Origin of the sequence: Streptomyces odontomachicola, assembly GCF_039605595.1 — a bacterium.
Classification (GTDB): domain Bacteria; phylum Actinomycetota; class Actinomycetes; order Streptomycetales; family Streptomycetaceae; genus Streptomyces.
In genome coordinates this window covers 68,522-86,462 of record NZ_JBCFOK010000003.1, presented here as the reverse complement: position 1 = coordinate 86,462, position 17,941 = coordinate 68,522, and the positions used below count along the sequence as shown (strand labels likewise).

Genomic DNA, 17,941 nt, shown 5'->3' with positions numbered 1-17,941 from the left:
CCTGGCGCTCAGGAAACCGCCAGGAAAATTATCAGCGCCACCAGGCAGAGAATGGCCCCCGCCAGGGAGAGCGGAATCCCAATGGGCTGACCCCCGCGCTTGGTTGGCGTGCGTTCTCCGCCCGAAACCGCCGGCCGGGAATGCGGGGCCGGTTCCTCCTGGGGCGGTTCGCTACGGGGCCGAGTACGCCGCACCGCCGCGCGCTCGCATTCGGCCCGCACCACGGCGCGCCACACTTCCTCGTCCAGCCCCGGCAGTTCGCCCTCTTCGAGGATCACGCGCACCGCCGTACGGCACGCGGCGTCCTCGCTCCCGTGCAGATCCGGGAGCAGACACTGCAAACGCCCGCTCACCTGACCGTCCTTCGCCAGGGGCCGTATCACCTGGCGGTAGAGCCAAATGGCGTTCTCGATGCGGCAGTCCAATTGGGCGGCATCCTCACGCCCCGGCGTCTTCCACGGATGGCGCCGGATGTCCAGGAACAGCGACTCGTCCAGAGCCGTACCGCACAGGTTCTCGCGGAGCGCGCGCGGCCAGCCGATGAACCGGCGCGCGATCTCCTGAAGCACGAGCGCCACGGTGTCGTAGGGCAGGTCGTCGCGGAGATCCCGCAGCAGCCTCTCGTCCGAGCGCGCCCGCATCATGCCCTCGTCCGCCTCCTGCTCCGGTGCGGAATCCCCCTCTTGCTCCGGTGTGGAATTCCCCTCCTGCGTCTGTGGGGAATTCCCCCCATGCCCCGGCGCAGAATGCTCATCCCGTGACGGCGTGGAATACCCCGCCCGTTCCGGTGCGGACATCGCGCGATTCACGGGCCACACCGCCGAGTTGAGCTCCTTCACCGCGTGCTGGGCGGCACGCAGCAGGCCGTCTCCCTGCTCCCACCGCTCCAGGTGTTCGCCCGCCTCAGCCAATACGGCCGACACCGCGGGTTCCCGCCCGTCCGTGTGCCGCAGCCATTCCAGATGGAAGCGCACCAGCCACGTACCGATGTCCATCGCGTCGTCGTCGATCGGCTGCCGCAGATCGGTCCGTACGCGTCGCACGTCGTGGGAGGCGGAGGCGGGCCACGACGGCAGGAAGACGAAGCGGAAGGGTTCCGAATCGTCGCTGTCGTGAGTGGCGAAGGACCAGCCGAGGGGGTGCTGTGCTCTCAGGTCGCGGAAAATCCCGTACAGCCCCCAGAGAAGGAGATACGGGACGTCCCCGCCCCACCGGTCCAGAAAGGAATAGCGGTGTCCGGGATGGCGCAGGATCTCGGCGGCGGCCACGCTCAGCGGCTTGCCGAAGCGCCCCAGGGCACGCGAGAGGCTTTCCCCGCGCGGCGCGGCGGCTCTCAACAGGACGTCGGCGGGGACCGGTTCGAGCTTCCCCCTCACCTCGTTCAGGGGAAGCGCGCTGCCCTCCCACGTCCAGGGATGCAGCCCGAGGCAGGTCTCCACGTCGAGGTCGCGCGAGGAGCCGAGCAGCGCGTGGCACACCGTGCCCGGCCTGCCGCCGGGATCGTGGCCCGGCACGCGGCGCACGAGCAGGACCTCCTCGCGGCCCTTGACCCCGATGCGTACGAGTCCCGGCGTGACCTCGTCGCCCGCCACCTGGAGCTTCGTGGCCATCCCGCGGCACACCGCCTCCGCCTGGTCCGGCTCGCACGACCAGGCGACGAGGCCGAAGCCGGTGCTCCCCGAGCGGTTGTCCGCGTCCCAGCGGAAGACGAGCTGGTCCACCCGCGACCGAGACACCGTCATCACCATCCCGCCCCGTTCAGGTCACTGCCCGGCAGGAGCCCGGACATCGCGAAGATCGAAAGCAGCGGCGTGAGGACCCTGCGCGGGGTGACGCCGTTGGGGAAGACGTTGTCCTGCTGCCTTCCGCCGGTCGCCGAGACGAAGTGCAGGGTGCAGCGCGCGCACTCCGTGAACGGCTTCAGCCATGCCTTGCTGCCGTGGTGGCGGACGTACGCGTACACGTCCCGGCTCTCCTCGCGCAGCTCACGGCCGGTCAGGACCGCGGGGAGCCGCCTGCCCAGCCAGCGGTCGACGGGCGGGTCGAAGCGCATCAGGTCGCTCTTGTTGACCGCGACGGCGGCCGGCGCTTCGATGTACCGCCGGGAGCGCGGAACGCGGCCGAGCACCGTGGCGAACGCCTCGTCCCCCAGGCTCCGTTCGCGCACCTTCGCCTGCTCGCGCTCCCTCTCCAGGTGCGGGACGCGCAGCGCGCGCAGCGGATCGAGGACGAACACGAACGCGCCCACACCGGCCAGGAACCTGGTCACCGCGCCGTGTTCCACCAGGTCCTCGCCCGCGAGGTCGAAGAACATCACGGGGCGGGTCGCGCCGTGCCCCGACACCAGCAGCCCGTCGGCGAAGAACGCGAACTTGGCCGTCGTGGTGCGCGAGAGCACCTGGCCCTCGTGCAGCGGCTGCACGCGCTCGCGCATGAACCGGCCGTGCCACTCCGGGTTGAGGGGGTGGCAGGTGAGCCCGTACGGCTCCAGGCCGCCCTTCTCCACCTCCCCGATCATCGAGGCCAGCAGGTGCGTCTTGCCCGTGGACGAGCTGCCGACCATGGCGACGGTCAGCGGAGGACCGCTGGTCAGATACGGGACGGGCAGATAGTGCGGCTCCACGCCGCCGGTGTGCGGGCACCGCTGGAAGGCGCTGCGCAGCACGTCGTTGCGCCGGATGGCGTTGTGCTCCCCCGACAGGTCGAGGGGCACGTGCTCCTGCCGCGCGTTGCGGGTGAAGAGCCGGGACGCGTCGTACGAGACGGGGTCCAGGCAGTACGGACAGATCATCGTGTGCCGCGCGCTCCCCGGCACGCTCCCTGACACGAGGCCGTTCATCGCTCACCTTCCGTCCGGCCGCCGCTCCGCCGGGACCACAGGCCGCGGCGTACTGGCCTGCCGTTGCGCGCGCCGGGCCGCGGACCCGCCGCGTCACGCCGCTCGCCCGCCCCTTCGCGCCCGTCACCGGCCTCCGTACGGCCGTCCTCGCCGTCCTGACCGCCCTCGGGGCCGTGGCCGAGATCCCGCCGCTTGGCCGCCAGCAGGCGGTCGAACTCCTCGCGTCCCGCGTCCAGGGGGTCGGCGGGACGCGAGACTCCGCCGAGCGGGTCGGAGCGGTTGAGGAGCCGCAGCACGTCGATGGCGTGCGAGCGTCCCTCTGCGCCCGCGGCGAAGGCGCCGCTGTCCCTGAACGCCGCGAGCTGCCGGTATCCGTCCAGGTCGGAGGGCGGTCCCGCGCCGTCGCCCGGCCGCCCAGCGAGCAGGTGGTACGTCACCTGGGCCACGCTCCACACGTCGTCGCGTGAGTCGGCCGCTCCGGTGCCGCGCCGCTGTTCGGGGGCAGCCCACGGAGCCTGCCCGAACGCCTCGCGGGGCGCGCCCGTGTGCACGGCGGCGTGCGGTTCGCCGACGCGCACCTTCTTGCCGTCCCACAGCACGGTGTCCGGTGTGAGGGCCCTGTGCACGAAGCCGATGTTCGACAGCAGATGCACGGCGAGGGTCAACTGGCCCATCACAGCGCGCAGTTGTTCCACGCTCAGCCGGCCCGTGTGGCGTGCGAGGGGCTCGGTGCCGGTGGCGGGGGCGGCGGCGTAGAGCAGGAACGGCTCGGAGGCGTCGAGGTTGTGTCCCACCAGGCGCGTGAAGACGTCCGCGTACACCTCGGATCCGTAGGCGCGCTCGATGGCGAGGGCGGCCCTGGCCTCGCGTTCCAGCGCGTCCCTGGCGCGGTGGTCCTTACGGGCCGGCAGCGGCAGCCGGTACTGGAGCACGCGCCACCCCTCGCCCATCGCGACGTACCGCGCCGACACCGGCTCCCTGCCCGGGACATGGCGGTCCTGCCCGAACTCGGCGGCCAGGCGGATGACTTCGCCGCGCGGCGTGAAGAACTCCAGCTCGTCGCGCCCTTCGCCTCCTCCCGTCATGAGCTGCGCCCCTTCACGCCCGACCTGTTTTGGCTGCCTTGTTGGTCCCGCCCGTCCTGCCTGTCCGCCGCGGATCTGACGGTGCGTACGGTGCCGCCGCGCAGCGGCACGAGGCGCAGCACGCCCGCGAAGCGCCCGGTCACCGTCCACACGACGTCCTCGCCCCGTGCGTCCCAGTGGCCCGCGCCCGCGTCGTCGCGGGTCGCGCCGCGGCGTGCCGCCTCCGGCGCGAAGCGCACCGCACGCGCGCCGCCCGGGTCCCGCGAGAGCATCCGCTTCCTGCCCGGCGAACACAGCGGCCTGGCCCGCGCCGCTTCGCCGGAGGCGAGCACCCGTACCACCCCGTCGGTCGAGACGCCCAGCAGCTCGGCGGTGCCGGGACGGTCCTCCGACGGGCGCGCGTAGTGCGGCGGGGCGGCCGCGCCGTCCCTGGCCAGGCACCTGCGTTCCTCGTCCAGCACCTCCCGCGTACGGGGGCCCACCCGATACCTGGCGACCGCGGTCGGGTCACGGTCGACGGCGCCCCAGCAGGCGGCGACGACCTGGAGCAGTCCGTCGGCGAGGTCGCCGACGAGCGTGTCCACCAGGACCCGGCCGCCGTCTCCTGTCTCGCGCTCCAGCCAGGGGAGGTCGAGCGGGAGGCGGAAGTGCTGCGGGATGGCGGGGGCCGCCTCTTCGGAAGCCGGCGCCGGTACGGGCTCCGGGTCCGGGTTCGGGTTCGGGTTCGGGTTCGGGTTCGGGTTCGGGTTCGGGTTCGGGTTCGGGACCAAGTCCGGTGCCGGGTCCGGGTTTTCGGAGGGCTCCCCGAATTCCCCGCGCTCCCCGAGTACGGGTACGTCGTCGGCGTCGGCCGTCCAACTGTCCCAGTCCCAGGGCTCCCACCCCGCGTCCGTGTCCTGCGCGCCCGCTTCCTCCTCCGGGAACGCGGCGGCAGCGAGGACGCCCGATGCGCCGGCGGCTTCCTGGGGTGGCGCCCCCGCGCCCCGGACCTCCCCCGTCTCCCCGCGCTCCTCCCCGTACGCCTCCACCTCGGCCGCGAGGTTGCGCAGCAGCACCGACACCGCCCGTGCGCCGTCGGCGCAGTGCAGGCGTGCCTCGCCCAGCAGCCAGTCGTGCACGGCCGTTTCGCTCAGCAGCGTCTCGATGCCGGTGACGGCCCCGGCGGCGAACTCCGGGCGCATCTCCACCCACCACGCGTCCACCGCGGCCGTCCAGCGCCACAGCGTCATCGCGAGGAGCGCGAGCGCGGCCAGGCACAGCGCGGCCGGTCCGGCCCACGGCGGGAGCCCGAGGTTCTGCCCGGCCACCGCGCCCGTCAGGCCGCCGAGGAGCCCCGCGACCGACTGCAGCCCGGCGCGCGTCCTGCCGCCGCCCTCCAGCCGCCCGTCGGCCGAGCGGCTCGGGCGGCGGCTCACCAGAAAGAGGGTCAGCCCCGCTGCGGCCAGCGCGATCAGCGGGCCCGTGGCCCAGCCCGCCCCCGGCCACAGCCCGGCGAGCAGCGCCACGGCGAACGCCGGTACCGCGTCGCCCCAGTGCGTCGGCGCGAGCACGTCGAACGGCGCCGGGGCGGCGAGCCCTTCGAGCCGTTCCTGCGGGCACACCGCGTCGAGCCGTGCCAGCCGCGCGGCGCTGCCCGCCGGTGCCGAACGGTCGGAAAGCGCGGCCAGCCGCGCCGCCACGGAGCGCAGCGGCAGCCGGCGGCCGACCAGGCTCTCGGTGTAGTGCCGCAGCCCCGGCCCCACGCGTTCGCGCGACGCCTCGGGGATCTCGGGCAGGTCGATGCCGTGCCGGTCGAGCCGGGCGCGCTGCTCGGGCAGCAGCCTCACCCCGTCGCCGTCCCGCAGCGCCGTCGCCGCGACCGTGCGGTACGCGCCGAGCGCCCGCGCCACCTCCGCCAGCCGCTCCGGCAGACCGGATCGCTCCGCGCTGCTCCTGAACAGCGCGAACGGTGAGCGGACCCGCTCGTACTCGCCCTGCGCCGCGCGCAGCGCCGCCTCGCACCCGCGCCGCCGCTCGTCGGCCTCGCCGCCCGGCCTGCACCAGACGCGGTCGCCGAGGGACTTGGGCACCTCGTCGCCGATGAGCGCGGCGAGTTCGGCGGGGACACGGTCGGCGCCCGTCGGGGAGAGCGAGGGGACCGCCGTCGCCTCCTTGCCGACCAGCTCCTCGAGCGCCTGGCGCCAGACGCGGATGCGGGCGCTCTCCGCGAGGTCGTGCTCCAGGAGATGCGGCGCCGGTACGGCCACCCCGTCGCCGACCTCGCCGAGCGCGTGCAGCACCGCGTCGAACACGGCGGGTTCCCCGAGCAGTTCGGCGAGCGGCCGCACTCCCTCAAGGCGCCGTTCCGCGAGCGGTTCCTCCTGCTCGCCCGCACCGTCCGCCTCGCCCCGTACGCCACCGCCCGCCGCACCCCGTGCGCCCCGTACGCCGAATTCCGGCTCGGGCACCCACAGCACCCCCGCAGACGGCGGCCGCAGCGACAGCGGGCGCGCGATCAGCCAGGGCGAAGGCGCACCGCAGTCGGAATCCGACAGGCCCTCACCCTCACCACCCTGCTCCCCGACCGCGAGGCAGAGCGTGGGTACGGGCCCGTAGGCGAGCAGCCGTTCATAGAGGTGCTGGTGGGCGACCAGGTCCGCCGCGCCGTCCACGATCAGGAAGCGCGGCGCCTCGCAGCCCTGCGCGCCGTCGGCCGCCGCGCGCACGGTCTCCTCCAGCGCCTCGGGGTCGTCCTCCGCACCGTGGCCGCGGTGCAGGTCCACGCGGAGCACCGTCACGTCCGGTCCCCCCTGCCGCCGTCGCCCGTGCCGCCCTCACCGGCGCCGCCCTCGCTCCTGCCGCCGTCGCCGTTCGACCAGCCGCGGTCCTCGTGCAGGGCCTTGCCCCAGTGGCCGTCCTCCCAGGGGTCCCCGGGCCTCGTTCTGCCGGTGCCGCCGTGCGCCGCCTCCCTGCCCGGCTCCTCGCGGCCGGTGCCCTCGTACCGTCCCGGCGTGCGGCTCCACTCCTCCTCGCGTGCGCGCGCCGCCGCGCGGGAGCCGCCCTGCGCCAGGCGCTGGTCGAGCGCGCGCAGGGTGGACCTGGTGGGGCGGTTGACGCCGGGGAAGGGCAGGTCCAGGGCCCCGCGCAGGGAGACCTCCCAGAAGTTCCGCAGGGGTACGAGCCATTCCTCGGCCTCCTCGCCGAGCTCCCCGGCCAACTCCCCGATCAGCGCTGCCTGTTGCGGAGCCACCTCGTGCACCACCGTGCGGAACAGCGGCGAGGGCGGCACCGTCGACCCGGTCAGCCCCTCCGGCTGAGCCTGCATCAGCTTGTGGCAGAAGTCCTCGATGATCTGCCCCTCGTCGAGCAGCGCCCACTGCTCGTACGCGCTCAGCAGCCCGGCCCAGCTCGAGAGCCCGTCGTCGTACGAGGGCAGGCGCAGGGTCATCGTGGCCGAGTCGCCCGCCTGGAGCCTGATGCGCAGGGCGGCGGGGGACGCGGGGTCGCCCTTGACGTCGACCCGGCCGTTCCACATCGCGCACAGGATGCGGTGCAAGATGCGCTGCCTGTCCTCCTCCGTACTGGCCAGCCAGTCGTCGCCGTGTCCGAGCCGCTGGCGCCAGTCCAGGAAGTCCTCCGAGCCGCCCGCGTCCCGCGCCCCCGCCCACAGCCTCAGCACCTGCCGCACCTCGGAGACGTCGGTGAGGCTCATGCCGCTGCGGAAGAGGACGACGGTGATGGAGTCGGTGGACACCGCGCGGAACTCGGTCTGCATCCCGATGTCCCGCGGCAGCGCGAGTTCCTGCCCCAGATAGCGCTCGGCGCGCGAGGCCGACTCGCCCGACGGGTGCACGATGAGCGCCTTGAGGGGGCCGCTCCCGTCCGGGGTGAAGCCGACCGGGAGCAGCTTGGCGAGCTGGGAGCGGAACTGCTCCAGCCACTGCCCGTCCACCCCGGCGGCCGCCTCCTCGTCGCCCATCGCCGCGTGCAGCAGGTCGGCGAGCGAGGGCAGCAGCGGGCGCTCGTTCATCACCCCGGTCTCCACGAAGAGCTGCTTGACCCGTCGCTCGACGACCTGCTTGACGACCTTGACGGCGGCGCGGGGCGAGCGGCGCAGGGCGCCGAGCGCGCTGTGCCAGTCCTGCGGTTCGATGAGCTTGACCAGCAGTCCTGCCTCGTCCAGGTTCTGCGGCAGGCCCTCGTGCTGGAGCAGGCGCTCGAACACGGCGTCGTAGAAGGAGCGCAGGGAGTTCTGCGGGGGCAGCAGGTAGGAGACGCCCTTGCGGTCGTCCCGGTAGAGGTCCTTCTTGCGCTCCGCGAAGAGCTTGCTCTCCTCTTCCTCGTGCGCGCGCAGTGCCCGCACCAGCTCGGTGACGTCCCTGACCGTACGGGTGAGGGCCGGGCGCCAACGCAGCTCCTGGTCCTTCCAGTTGCGGTGCCAGAGGCGGTTGGCGCGCCACTGGTACCAGCCGTCCTGGTCGTCGAGCACGGCCTGCACCTCGGGGTCGCCCCAGCGCGCCGGCGCCATGCCCGCCATCGGCCGCCTGACGGGCGGGACCCGGGGCGCAGAGACCTCCACGCCCTCCGGCCGCTCGGGCTCGTTGCGCCGGTTCTCCAGCATGCCGGCGAAGCCCGCCCTGGCGGCGCGCTCGGTGTGCTCGGGCAGCCCGACCAGCAGCCGTTCCACGCAGAACGGGTCGAGGGTGCGCAGCAGTTCGCGCACGGCCTCGCCGGGGTTAAAGTGCTCGACCAGCCGCGGGACCTCGCGGCTCAGGTCGCGGTCGAGCTCGGCGAGGCCGTCCTCCATGTCGTGCACGCGGTCGCGCAGCGCCTGCCCGATGGCCCGCACACCCTTGGGCACCGGGTCGGGCAGCGGTACGTCGTGCGGCTCGCGGTGCCACAGCGGGCCGATGCCCGAGCGGTCGAACATCTCCCGCACCTGCTCGGTGCCGTACCCCGCCGGCCTGCGCGCCGCCTCCGCCATGCCGCTCACGGCAGCGGCCAGCAGCCGCCCCGCCACGATCTCCGCGAGGTCGTCCACGGGCACGGTCAGCGAGGCGGCGAGGCTGGTGGACATGCCGCGGTAGCCGATGCCGGAGCGGGAGGGCGTGGAGCGCTCCACGGACTGGTTCACGAACCTGGCGGCGAAGGACTGGTAGTCGCCCTCCATGCGGCCCTGTGCGTTCTCCTCGCCCAGCTCGGTGCCGATCAGCGACATGACCATGGCCGTGATCGACCTGCGCAGGTCCTCGGGGCGGATGCCGGCCGGCCTGCTGAAGAGGAACGCGGTCTGCACGGTCGACGGGCGCAGCCTGATCGTCCCGTGGTGCGGATAGCGCACGCCCAGGGTGCCGTGCTCCTTCACGTCGCCGAAGTCGTCCGGCGCGTTGGGCACGTTCTGGTCGTCGACCAGCCGGGAGAGGTCGACCAGCGCGCGGGAGGCGTTCAGCTCGGCCTCGCGCCCGCCGCCCTGTTCGGGTGGGAAGGCCGAGGGCATCACGACCAGCGGGTAGATCTTCACGCCCGGCACCTTCGACCTGCGGAACTCCTCGCCGATCAGGTGCATGAAGTCGTAGAAGATGCCCGCGCCCGTGCCGCCCGCGACGGAGAACGCGACGAACACGTCGCATCCGCGGATCCGCCGCCCACCCAACTCCCGCAGGTCTCCCGCCGAGTTGCTGATGGCGCCGATCGCGGCCCGCAGCTGGCGCAGCACAGGTTCGAGGCCCTCGCGCAGCGTCCCGAAGAGCGCCGCCCTGCCCACGGTGGGCAGTTGCCCCGCGCCGTTGTGCAGGGGCGCCACCTTGGGCTGGCCGCCGGCCGGTGGCAGCCACGCCGCGGTCTCCTCGTGCATGTTGATGCGCAGCATGCGCGTGACCTCGGGCGAACTGTCGTAACCCGGCGGCAGCAGATCGTGCACGGCGCGCGAGGTCTGCGCGTACGCCGAGGCCTCCGCGCCCTTCACGCTCAGGTGCGGGAGCCGGTCCAGCTCGGACTCGCTGAAGTCCGCGTACACGAACTGCAGGCACTCCGGCAGCTGGAACGGGGCGCGCCGCGCGCTGCCCGGCAGCGCCGTGCCGTCCGGGCCGCACAGCTCGCGGCGCAGACCGCGCTCCAGCTCGGCGCCGATGCGGGCACCCGTGCCGCCCAGACCGACGAAGAGCATGGGCTGATAGATCTTCATGTCGTCTCTCTCCCGGCCGCCGGCGCTCGGCAGCCCCCTGCCGTGGTCAGAAGTTCGGGTCGTACTGGTGCCTGGTGGCGGCGGCCGGCGCCGATTCCCCTTCGCCGGCCGTACGCGGCCCCGGCACCTCGGCGGTGTCGCCGGGGCCCGGTGCGGACCGCTTGAGGCCGAGGCCGAGACCGCGGCCGAGGTGGAGGCGCGGAAGACGCCGCGGGAGGCCCGCATGCCCGCGCGTACCGGCTCCCGTACCGCCTCCCGTGCCGCCGCCCCCGGACGTCGCGCCGCCCGGCCGCGCTCCGCGCCCCGAGGCCGTGGATCCCGCCGCACCGCGCGTCAGCACGGCCAGTTCGAGGTCGTCGCCGAGGCTCAGCCGCTCGTTGGCGTGCACGGACCGCTCGGTCCCCTGGGGGAAGCGGATACGGACGGCGCCGCTCGGCTCGCGCGTGAGCCGGTACGTCCTTCCCCCGCCGTTCCTGCTCGCCCCGTTCCTGCTCGCGCGCAGCGCGGGCCGCGTGCCGTGCGCGTCGACCGTGAAGTCGAAGCCGAGCCGCCGCCCTTGGCCCTTGCGCACCGTGAGCACGCTCACGACCGCCTGGTCCTGGCGCAGTTCGAGCGACAGGCCGCTCGGGTCCCGGCTCGACTTGTTCGCCCGCCTGCGCAGCGCGATCACGAACGCGGCGGCCGCCGCCGCGAGCGCGCCGCCCACGACCGCCCACCACCAGGCGTCCCACCACGTGGGCGGCTCCGCGACGGTGACGGAGAGCGGAGTGTCCACGACCCTGCGGCCGCCGTCCGTGGTGTCGGTGACCACGATCCGGCCCCCGGCCTCGCCGACGGGCACGGCGCGGGCGAAGGACAGGGTGTACGGGATCCGCCTGGCCTCCCCCGGCGGCACCCGCACCGTGGCCGGGCTGATCCTCACCTGCCCGGCGCGCCGGTCCGCGAGGGCCAGGCGCAGCGTGTGCGTGCCGCGGCTGGTGTTCTTCGCGGTCAGCGTGCCCTTGATCCTGCCGCCGGGGTGCACGGTGTACCCGTCCACGGTGGCGACGGCCCCCAGCGAGCGCGCGCCCTTGAAGACCCTCGTGTGGTACGGCCGTTCGTCGCCGCTCACGCCGCGCGCGGCCATCGCGCTGGTCAGGCTCACCGCTCCGGTGGCGGCCCCGGGCACCGTGACCGTGCCGGTGAAGTGCACGTCCCCCGCCCGCTTGTCCGCCCCGGCGCCGTCGTCCCGCAGCCGCACCGCGACCGGGCCGAAGCCGTCCCCTTCGAGCCGGGCCGAGGCCCTGATCCCGGCGAGCTGCTTAGGGTCACGGATGACCACGTTGTCCCTGGTCTGCATCCACGCCTCGACGACGGCCCTCTCGCCGGGGCGCGGCGAGGAAGGGTTCATCGTCAGTACGGAGCGCAGCCGGCCCTGCCAGATGGCGCTGACCGAGGCCTCCTCGGCGTGGTCGCCCTGGGAGGGGCCCAGTCGTACGCGCCACGTCCCCGGGATGGGGTTGTTCACGCGCAGGGCCTCGACGGGGCCGTTCCTGCCGCTGAGTTCGAAGCGGGAGCCGTGCTCCGCGCCGTCGGTGTCGCGGATCCTGCGGCCCTCGGGATCGTAGTACGTGGCGTGCACGCGGGGGTCGCGCTTGGCGACGATGATCGAGCCGTCGGTGGCGACCGGCGGGATCGTCACGCGCAGGTCGGCGCCCGGCTTGCCGGTGGTCCCCTGCGCGAAGCGTGCGCACCGCGCCCGCGCGAAGATCCCCTGGAGCGCCCCTTCGAGCTGCGCCGACGCACCGGCGACGCGCTCGCGCGGGGTCGCGTCCGGCAGGTCGGGACAGCCGTTGCGGTAGCCGCCGGCCGCCATGTGGCGCAGCGTCCGCGTGTCGATGCCGTTGTCGCCGCCGAAGCCGAGCGGCCAGATCTGCACCTTCTTCCCGCGCGCCTGCCGCAGCTCCTCGTCGAGGGCCTTCCGCCCGTTCTGCTGGCGGGTCCCCGCGGCGTCGCTCTTGCCGTAGTTGGGGCTGTCCGTCACATCGAGCCTGCCGTCGGTGAGCAGGAAGACGACCTTCGGCACGGCGTGCTGCGCGCCCCGGGTGAGCCGGTCGGTGGCCTGCCCGATGGCCGCGGGCAGATCGGTGCCGGGGCCGAGCTTCGCGGGGTCGGGGTGCGCCAACTTCCCGATGCAGTCGTTCAGTTGCTCCCTCCCCACGGCGTCGGCCACGGTGAGCTCACACACCTGGTTCACCGCCGACTGCCCGTTCTTCTCCGCGCTGCCGAAGCCGATGACCGCGGCGCGGGAACGGTCCGAGATCTCGCCCTGGCCGATGAGGCGCGCGGCCTCCACCTCGCGTGCGAGGTCCTCGCGTGCCCGGTCCTTGCCCTCGGGCGTGCTGAGGCTCGCCGACTGGTCGACCACGATGGCGAAGTCGATGGGGTCGGGGCCCTGGTCGCCGCCGTTCCCCGCGCCGCCTCCGGCTCCCTCTTCGGCAGCGGCCCCCGCGCCGGCGAAGAGCGGTGCCAGGAGCAGCGGCGCGAGCAGGGCGACGGCTGCCGGGCGAGCGGTTCTCCGCCGCGCCGCACGGCCTCGGGCCGGACCTTTGTACGGACTGCTGCTCGGGCCTCCGGCCGTACCCCCGTACGCGCCTCCGGCCGTCCGCCGGCTCACCGGCTTCCTCCCCTTCCCCTCGGTCCCCGGCCGGGCGTCCGCCCGGCGATCGCTCCCCGCTCACCACGTGACCGGCTGTCAGAAAGAAGGCACATTTTTCTCACCACAATTGACTGAAGAGAGTGAAAAGGGCGCCGAGGGCCAGACAGCACACCCCGAGGCGCAGCCACGCGTACTTCCTCGCCAGGACAGCGCCGAGCGCGCACGCCTGGTCGAGCGTCCACCGCACGACGTCCTCGCCGGACTCGGCGAGCTTCGGCATCAGCGCCTCGGGAGAGACGCCCGAGGTCAGCTCGCGCAGGAAGGTGCGGTCGGCGGCGACGCGGGTACGCGGCAGCAGTACGGCCACCAGCATCACCACGCCGCTCCCCCAGAGCAGCCCGCCGATCAGCGCGAGCACGGAGACAGTGTGCGGCGCCGTCCAACCGCCGTACCCCGCACCGGAGTTCACCCCGGGTACGTCGTTCGCCGAAACGAGCATCGCGACCAGGCCCACAGCACCGGACACCAGGATCGCGGCCTTGGAGTCGGCGCGGCCCAGGTCCTCGCGTACGGAGGAGAGGAGGCGCTCGGCGACGTAACGGGTGTCGGGTTCTGGCACGGATGACGCCCCCCGTCCGGACGGCTCGGGCGGTCCGGGCCGCCCGGCGGCGCTCACGAGTCGCCCCAGTCGTCGAACCGGTCGCTCGCCCGGCCGGTCCGCGACCGCGACGTGCCCGGCGCATCGGAGGGCCCGGCCCCTTGGCCGCGCTCTCGACGTTCGTCGCGCTCGCCCGACGACTCGACCCGCGTCGGCTCGCGTACGAGGGGATCGCGTACCAACGGCTCGTGCACCGACGGCAGGTCAAGCTCCCCATCGGCGCGGGCGGCGCTCCCGCGCGCCGCCGCCCCCTCCGAGGCATCGGGCCCCGGGAGCGCCGCATCCCCGTCGTCCTCCTCCCAGAACGGACGGCGGCGCCCCGGCCCCGCTCCCCCGTCCGACTCCGCACGACCCAACTGCGCACGGCCCACCTCCCCACGGCGCTCGGGCTTTTCGGAGAGCGCCATGTCCGCCGTTCCGCCGACCACCCTGCTCGACCTCTCGCGGAGGTGCTGCAGCACCTCGTACATGTGCTCGCCGATGTCGTGCCGCTCGAGCTGGCCGCCCTCGATGAGCTTGCCGATGAACTCCAGCCAGTCCGCCTCCCCCTGGCGCCGCTCCCGCGCGAAGAGCTGCTGGATCTCCAGCGCCCGCCCGGGGTCCCTGGCCATGAAGTGGGCGATCTTCGTCTCGTCGCCGCCGAGCAGGACGGACTCGAAGGACCTGGCGCGCTCCCGTACGAGGAGCGAGGCGTGCTGCTCCTGCCGGAAGGTCAGCGCGTGCTCCTTCTCGGCGAGGTCCAGCCGGTGCTCCAGGCCGGTCCCCTCCCTGATCCGCTCCATCACCCGCTCGCTGAGGTCGATGAAGACGTGCACCCTGGCCGACAGGCCCAGCTCCGAACCGAGCGCGAAGCTGCCCGAGTTCAGTTCCGTCCTGACCGCCTCGTCGGCACGCTGCGCCTCGGTGAGCCGGAAGCGCCGGGAGACCTCGCGGAGCTGGTCGAGGAGTTCGTCGCGCAGCAGCTCGGCGACGTCCCACACCTGGCTGCGCACGACCTCGACGGGGTCCTCGACCTTCCACTGCACGCTCGCCGCCGCCTGGAAGAACTCCGCGTCGCCGCGCGCCGGGAGCGCCAGGTCGAACCTGGTCACGTTCCGGCCGAGCGCGATCTCGAACACCGTGTACGGCGAGCGCATCCACGGCCTGCGGTGGTCCTCGCGCGCGTCGGGCCACAGCACGCTGTGCCCGCCGTTGTGGTACATCAGCACCGCCGCGATCTGGCCGCTCCGCCGCTGGTACGGGGGCCGGAGCTCGCGCAGCAGCGGCCCGCGCAGACACCGTCCGCCCTCCGCGGCGCCCGGCGTGTCCCCCTGGGCCCGAGCCTGACTCTCCTGACCGCTCACCGCCCCACCTCCTCGTGCGTCTCTTCCTGCGCCTCTTCCTGCTCATCCGCCTGCAGCGCGTCCCACATCCGGCGGGCCGCCTCCTTGTCCAGCGGCTCGTCCACGTCGCGCACCAGGCGGGCCAGAAGGTGCCGCAGCCGGTCCGCCTCGCGCCGGTCGCCGACCAGGTGCGGCAGGAAGCCGCACAGCGCCGCCAACTGCGCCTCGTCACCCGCCGCTTGGCGCATCCAGCTCCCCATCGCGTCCAGCGCCGCCGCCCCTGAGCGCGCCGTCCCCAGCGCGTGCCGCACCAGATCGGCGAGGCGCCCCGCCCGTTCGGGGCGCGCGCGAAGCAGCGCGGCGGCGCACGGCCAGGTGCCGTACTCCTCCAGCTCGGGTACGTCCTCCAGCCCCCACAGAAAGGTGGCCCGCGTCCGCAGTGCGCTCACCACCGTGAGCAGCACCAGGTCGCGGTACTCGGCGCGGCCGTCCCGCAGCCAGCAGCCCAGTCGCCCGACGACCTGGTCGGGCCCGGTGCCGGCGAGCAGCCGCAGCACGCTGTGCGACACCTCGGGCAGCACCTCGCGCCCGCCCCCGCGCGCCAGCCGCCCCAGCGCGTCGAGCGAGGCGGGGACGGAGCCCGCCGCCATCCCGTAGCCGTGGGTGAGGACCGCCGTGGCCCGCAGGTTTCCCGCGATGCCCGTACGCGTCTCCGCCCACTCGCCCAACAGGCCCTGCACGGCGGGCCGTACGGACGGCTCCCGCGAGGCCTGGGCCAGCGCGGTGGCCGCCGCCATCCGGGACACGGGCGAGTCCGTCCCCGCCATGGGCCCCACCAGTTCCTCGCATCCGTGCACCCAGTCCCACGCGCAGAGCGCACCCGCCGCGAGGGACGCGCGCACCCACACCAGGGGGCGCGGGTCGTCGCACAGCGCGCGCAGCCACCTCGATACCGGGCCGCGCGCGTTGTGGTAGCCGTGCCACACCTCGTGGAGCACGGCCGTGGCGAGCCCCTCGCCCCGGAAGCGGACGGCGCGCACCGGGACCTGCTCGGTGCCGAGGTCCAGCTCGCCGTCGTACAGCACGGACCGCGCGGCCGACGGGCGGTGCTCCGCATGCGTACCGAACAGGCGCCTGCCCGGGGCCCGTTCGGGATCGAGAGTCAGCGAGAACTCCCAGGCGAGCTGCTCGCCCGCCTCGGTCGTGAGGCCGTAGGAGGACCCGTTGAAGACCGCCACCGCCACGCGGAACGCGGCCGCGCTCAGCCCCGGCAGCGCCTCGGGCGCCGCACCGGGAGCGTCAGCGCCGGCGAACCACTCCCGCGCCTGAGCGGGCACGAACCCCGCGCAGGCGTCGAGCAGTTGCCCGTCGGAGAGCTTCCCCCGCTGCCGGTCGGCGAGGTGTACGGCGAGCCGCGCGGCCTCCCCTGGCCGCAGCTCCTCCAGGCCGAGCGCGTCCGTGACCTGCTCGCCGCGCGCATGGGCACGTGCCGTGTCGAGCGCGCCGGGCCCGGCGTCCTTGAGCAGTACGCGCAGGTGCCGGTGCAGCACCTCCTCCGACGAAGGCGGCGTGCAGTACATCCCGTACCGCCCCCGCAGCAGCCGTTCCGACGGGTCGTCATGATCCGCGACGACGACGCCGTACGCTCCCGCCTCCGCCAGCAGCGCGCTGAACCGGTCGAGATGCAGCTCCCGCCCGCCGTCGCCGCCCTCCTCCCGCGGCAGTTCGAGTACGTGGCCGTGCCCGTGCCTCAGGGCGTCCCCGGTCACCGCGCGCAGGTCGGTGGTCTGCGGGTCCAGGCGTACGACGCCCTCCGGGGCCAGCTCGGAGAGGAGGGACAGCGCGGTCGCGGTGCGGCCGCTGCCCGGTTCGCCGCACAGGACGAGCAGGCGGCGGGCGCGCAGCACCGCCTTCATCCGCGCGTATCCCGGCGCCTCCAGATAGACGTCGCGGAGGCGCTCCAGCTCCTCGGCCGGTACGGGGCCGTCGAGCACCACCGGGCCCGAGCCGGTGAACTGCTGGCTCAGGAAGACGTTGCCCTCGTAATACTGGCTGTCGCCCCGGATGTTGTGGACGCGCTCGGGGCTCCCGCGCAGGAACAGGTTCTTGCGCGCGGCGCGTGCCGCCCTGGTGCCGCCGGTGCTTCCCTCGCCGCCGAGCGGGCTGCGCCCGGCCTCCTCGAAGGGGTCGCGCGCGGACTGTTCGGCACCGTCCTGCGCCGGGTGCTCGTCCGCGTGCTGCTGTTCTCCCTCGTGCGCGTGCCGTTCTCCCCCGTGCGCGTGCCCCTCGGCGGCGGGCCCTGGCTCCCGGGGAGGCGGAGCGGCGGCGTCCCTCGGCTCGCTCACTGCTCGCCTCCCGCCTCGCCCGCGGCAGGGCGGTCCTTGCGGATGCCGGTGAAGCCGTTGATCACGTTGCGCTCGAAGACCTGGTTGTCGCCCCCGACGTTGAACTGGTTCCTGATCCCCTCGGGCGCCACCGGCGGGCCGGCCCCCTCCTCCGGCCCGCCCCGCGCGGGCGGCCCCTGCGCGGGCGGCCCCTGCGCGGGCGGCCCCTCCGCAGGCGTGCTCTCCCCCGGGGAGCACGCCTGCGCGGGGACGGACGCCGGCGGCCCGGGCAGCCGCGGCACGGAGAACCACGCGAGCTCGTCGGTCTCCTTGCTCGTCACGCGCACCGGCCTGTAGCGGTCGGGCTCGATGTAACGGCCGCCCTCCAGCACCACGTTGGCGTAGAGCCAGTCCGACACGACGTGCAGCAGGTCGAAGCCCGCCGCGTCACCGATGACCGTCCTGGCGGCCCGGCTGTCGCAGAGGCGGCAGGTGAGGTCCACGGCCCTGCCGACGAGCCCTCGCCCGTCGTGCGCCACGGGGCCCATGTGCATGGCGACGCGCATCCGCAGCCGTGTCGCGTGGACCGCGTTGTGCTCGCGCAGGCTCTCGTACAGCGAGTCCACCCACCTGCCCACCATCGGCGAGGACGGCACGCCGGGTGCCAGCGCGGCGAGGATGCCGTCGCCCCGGTCCTCCTGGTGCACCTCGCCCGGGGCGACGCCGGCCGCGTCGAACGCCTCCGCGAACGCCGCGTACATCCCCGCGCGCACCCGGCCCTTCGCCTCCCTCCCCATGCGGCCCGAACCGCAGATGTCCCCCGAGACCACAAGCCGGTTGACTGCTTCCGCACTGCTCACGTGACCCCCTGTGTGCTGCCGTGGCGGAACAAGCGTGGCCTCGCGGCCGACG

The 17,941-nt window shown here is 74.2% G+C and carries 10 protein-coding genes; all 10 read right to left on the bottom strand.

The window, feature by feature from the left end:
* Positions 1 to 8 precede the first annotated feature (8 nt).
* Complete coding sequence (locus ABEE00_RS05650; RefSeq protein ID WP_345744131.1) at positions 9 to 1,742, bottom strand: hypothetical protein; 1,734 nt, start codon at positions 1,740 to 1,742, stop codon at positions 9 to 11.
* Positions 1,742 to 2,839, bottom strand: coding sequence for a hypothetical protein (locus ABEE00_RS05645; RefSeq protein ID WP_345744130.1), 1,098 nt, complete (start codon positions 2,837 to 2,839; stop codon positions 1,742 to 1,744). The genes ABEE00_RS05650 and ABEE00_RS05645 overlap by 1 nt, the downstream gene beginning before the upstream one ends.
* On the bottom strand, positions 2,836 to 3,924 hold the full coding sequence (locus ABEE00_RS05640) for a serine/threonine-protein kinase (RefSeq protein ID WP_345744129.1): 1,089 nt from the start codon (positions 3,922 to 3,924) through the stop codon (positions 2,836 to 2,838). Before ABEE00_RS05640 ends, ABEE00_RS05645 begins: the two co-directional genes overlap by 4 nt.
* On the bottom strand, positions 3,921 to 6,701 hold the full coding sequence (locus ABEE00_RS05635) for a hypothetical protein (RefSeq protein WP_345744128.1): 2,781 nt from the start codon (positions 6,699 to 6,701) through the stop codon (positions 3,921 to 3,923). Before ABEE00_RS05635 ends, ABEE00_RS05640 begins: the two co-directional genes overlap by 4 nt.
* Positions 6,698 to 10,087, bottom strand: coding sequence for a tubulin-like doman-containing protein (locus ABEE00_RS05630; protein ID WP_345744127.1), 3,390 nt, complete (start codon positions 10,085 to 10,087; stop codon positions 6,698 to 6,700). The genes ABEE00_RS05635 and ABEE00_RS05630 overlap by 4 nt, the downstream gene beginning before the upstream one ends.
* 46 nt (positions 10,088 to 10,133) lie before the next feature.
* Positions 10,134 to 12,743, bottom strand: coding sequence for a vWA domain-containing protein (locus tag ABEE00_RS05625; RefSeq protein WP_345744126.1), 2,610 nt, complete (start codon positions 12,741 to 12,743; stop codon positions 10,134 to 10,136).
* 100 nt (positions 12,744 to 12,843) lie between these two features.
* Complete coding sequence (locus tag ABEE00_RS05620; RefSeq protein WP_345744125.1) at positions 12,844 to 13,344, bottom strand: Pycsar system effector family protein; 501 nt, start codon at positions 13,342 to 13,344, stop codon at positions 12,844 to 12,846.
* A 53-nt stretch (positions 13,345 to 13,397) separates the two neighbouring features.
* The gene (locus ABEE00_RS05615) at positions 13,398 to 14,726 is read right to left on the bottom strand and encodes a hypothetical protein (RefSeq protein ID WP_345744124.1); all 1,329 of its coding nucleotides are present in this window, start codon (positions 14,724 to 14,726) and stop codon (positions 13,398 to 13,400) included.
* Positions 14,723 to 17,050, bottom strand: coding sequence for an ATP-binding protein (locus ABEE00_RS05610; protein WP_345744123.1), 2,328 nt, complete (start codon positions 17,048 to 17,050; stop codon positions 14,723 to 14,725). The genes ABEE00_RS05615 and ABEE00_RS05610 overlap by 4 nt, the downstream gene beginning before the upstream one ends.
* Positions 17,047 to 17,889: a hypothetical protein gene (locus ABEE00_RS05605; RefSeq protein ID WP_345744122.1), complete on the bottom strand. Its 843-nt coding sequence runs from the start codon at positions 17,887 to 17,889 to the stop codon at positions 17,047 to 17,049. Before ABEE00_RS05605 ends, ABEE00_RS05610 begins: the two co-directional genes overlap by 4 nt.
* Between the last annotated feature and the right edge of the window lie 52 nt (positions 17,890 to 17,941).

Excerpts from the sequence above, each read along its gene's own strand:
- ABEE00_RS05630 (WP_345744127.1), bottom strand. The coding sequence starts at position 10,087 with ATGAAGATCTATCAGCCCATGCTCTTCGTCGGTCTGGGCGGCACGGGT.
- ABEE00_RS05645 (WP_345744130.1), bottom strand. The coding sequence starts at position 2,839 with ATGAACGGCCTCGTGTCAGGGAGCGTGCCGGGGAGCGCGCGGCACACG.
- ABEE00_RS05640 (WP_345744129.1), bottom strand. The coding sequence starts at position 3,924 with ATGACGGGAGGAGGCGAAGGGCGCGACGAGCTGGAGTTCTTCACGCCG.
- ABEE00_RS05650 (WP_345744131.1), bottom strand. The coding sequence starts at position 1,742 with ATGACGGTGTCTCGGTCGCGGGTGGACCAGCTCGTCTTCCGCTGGGAC.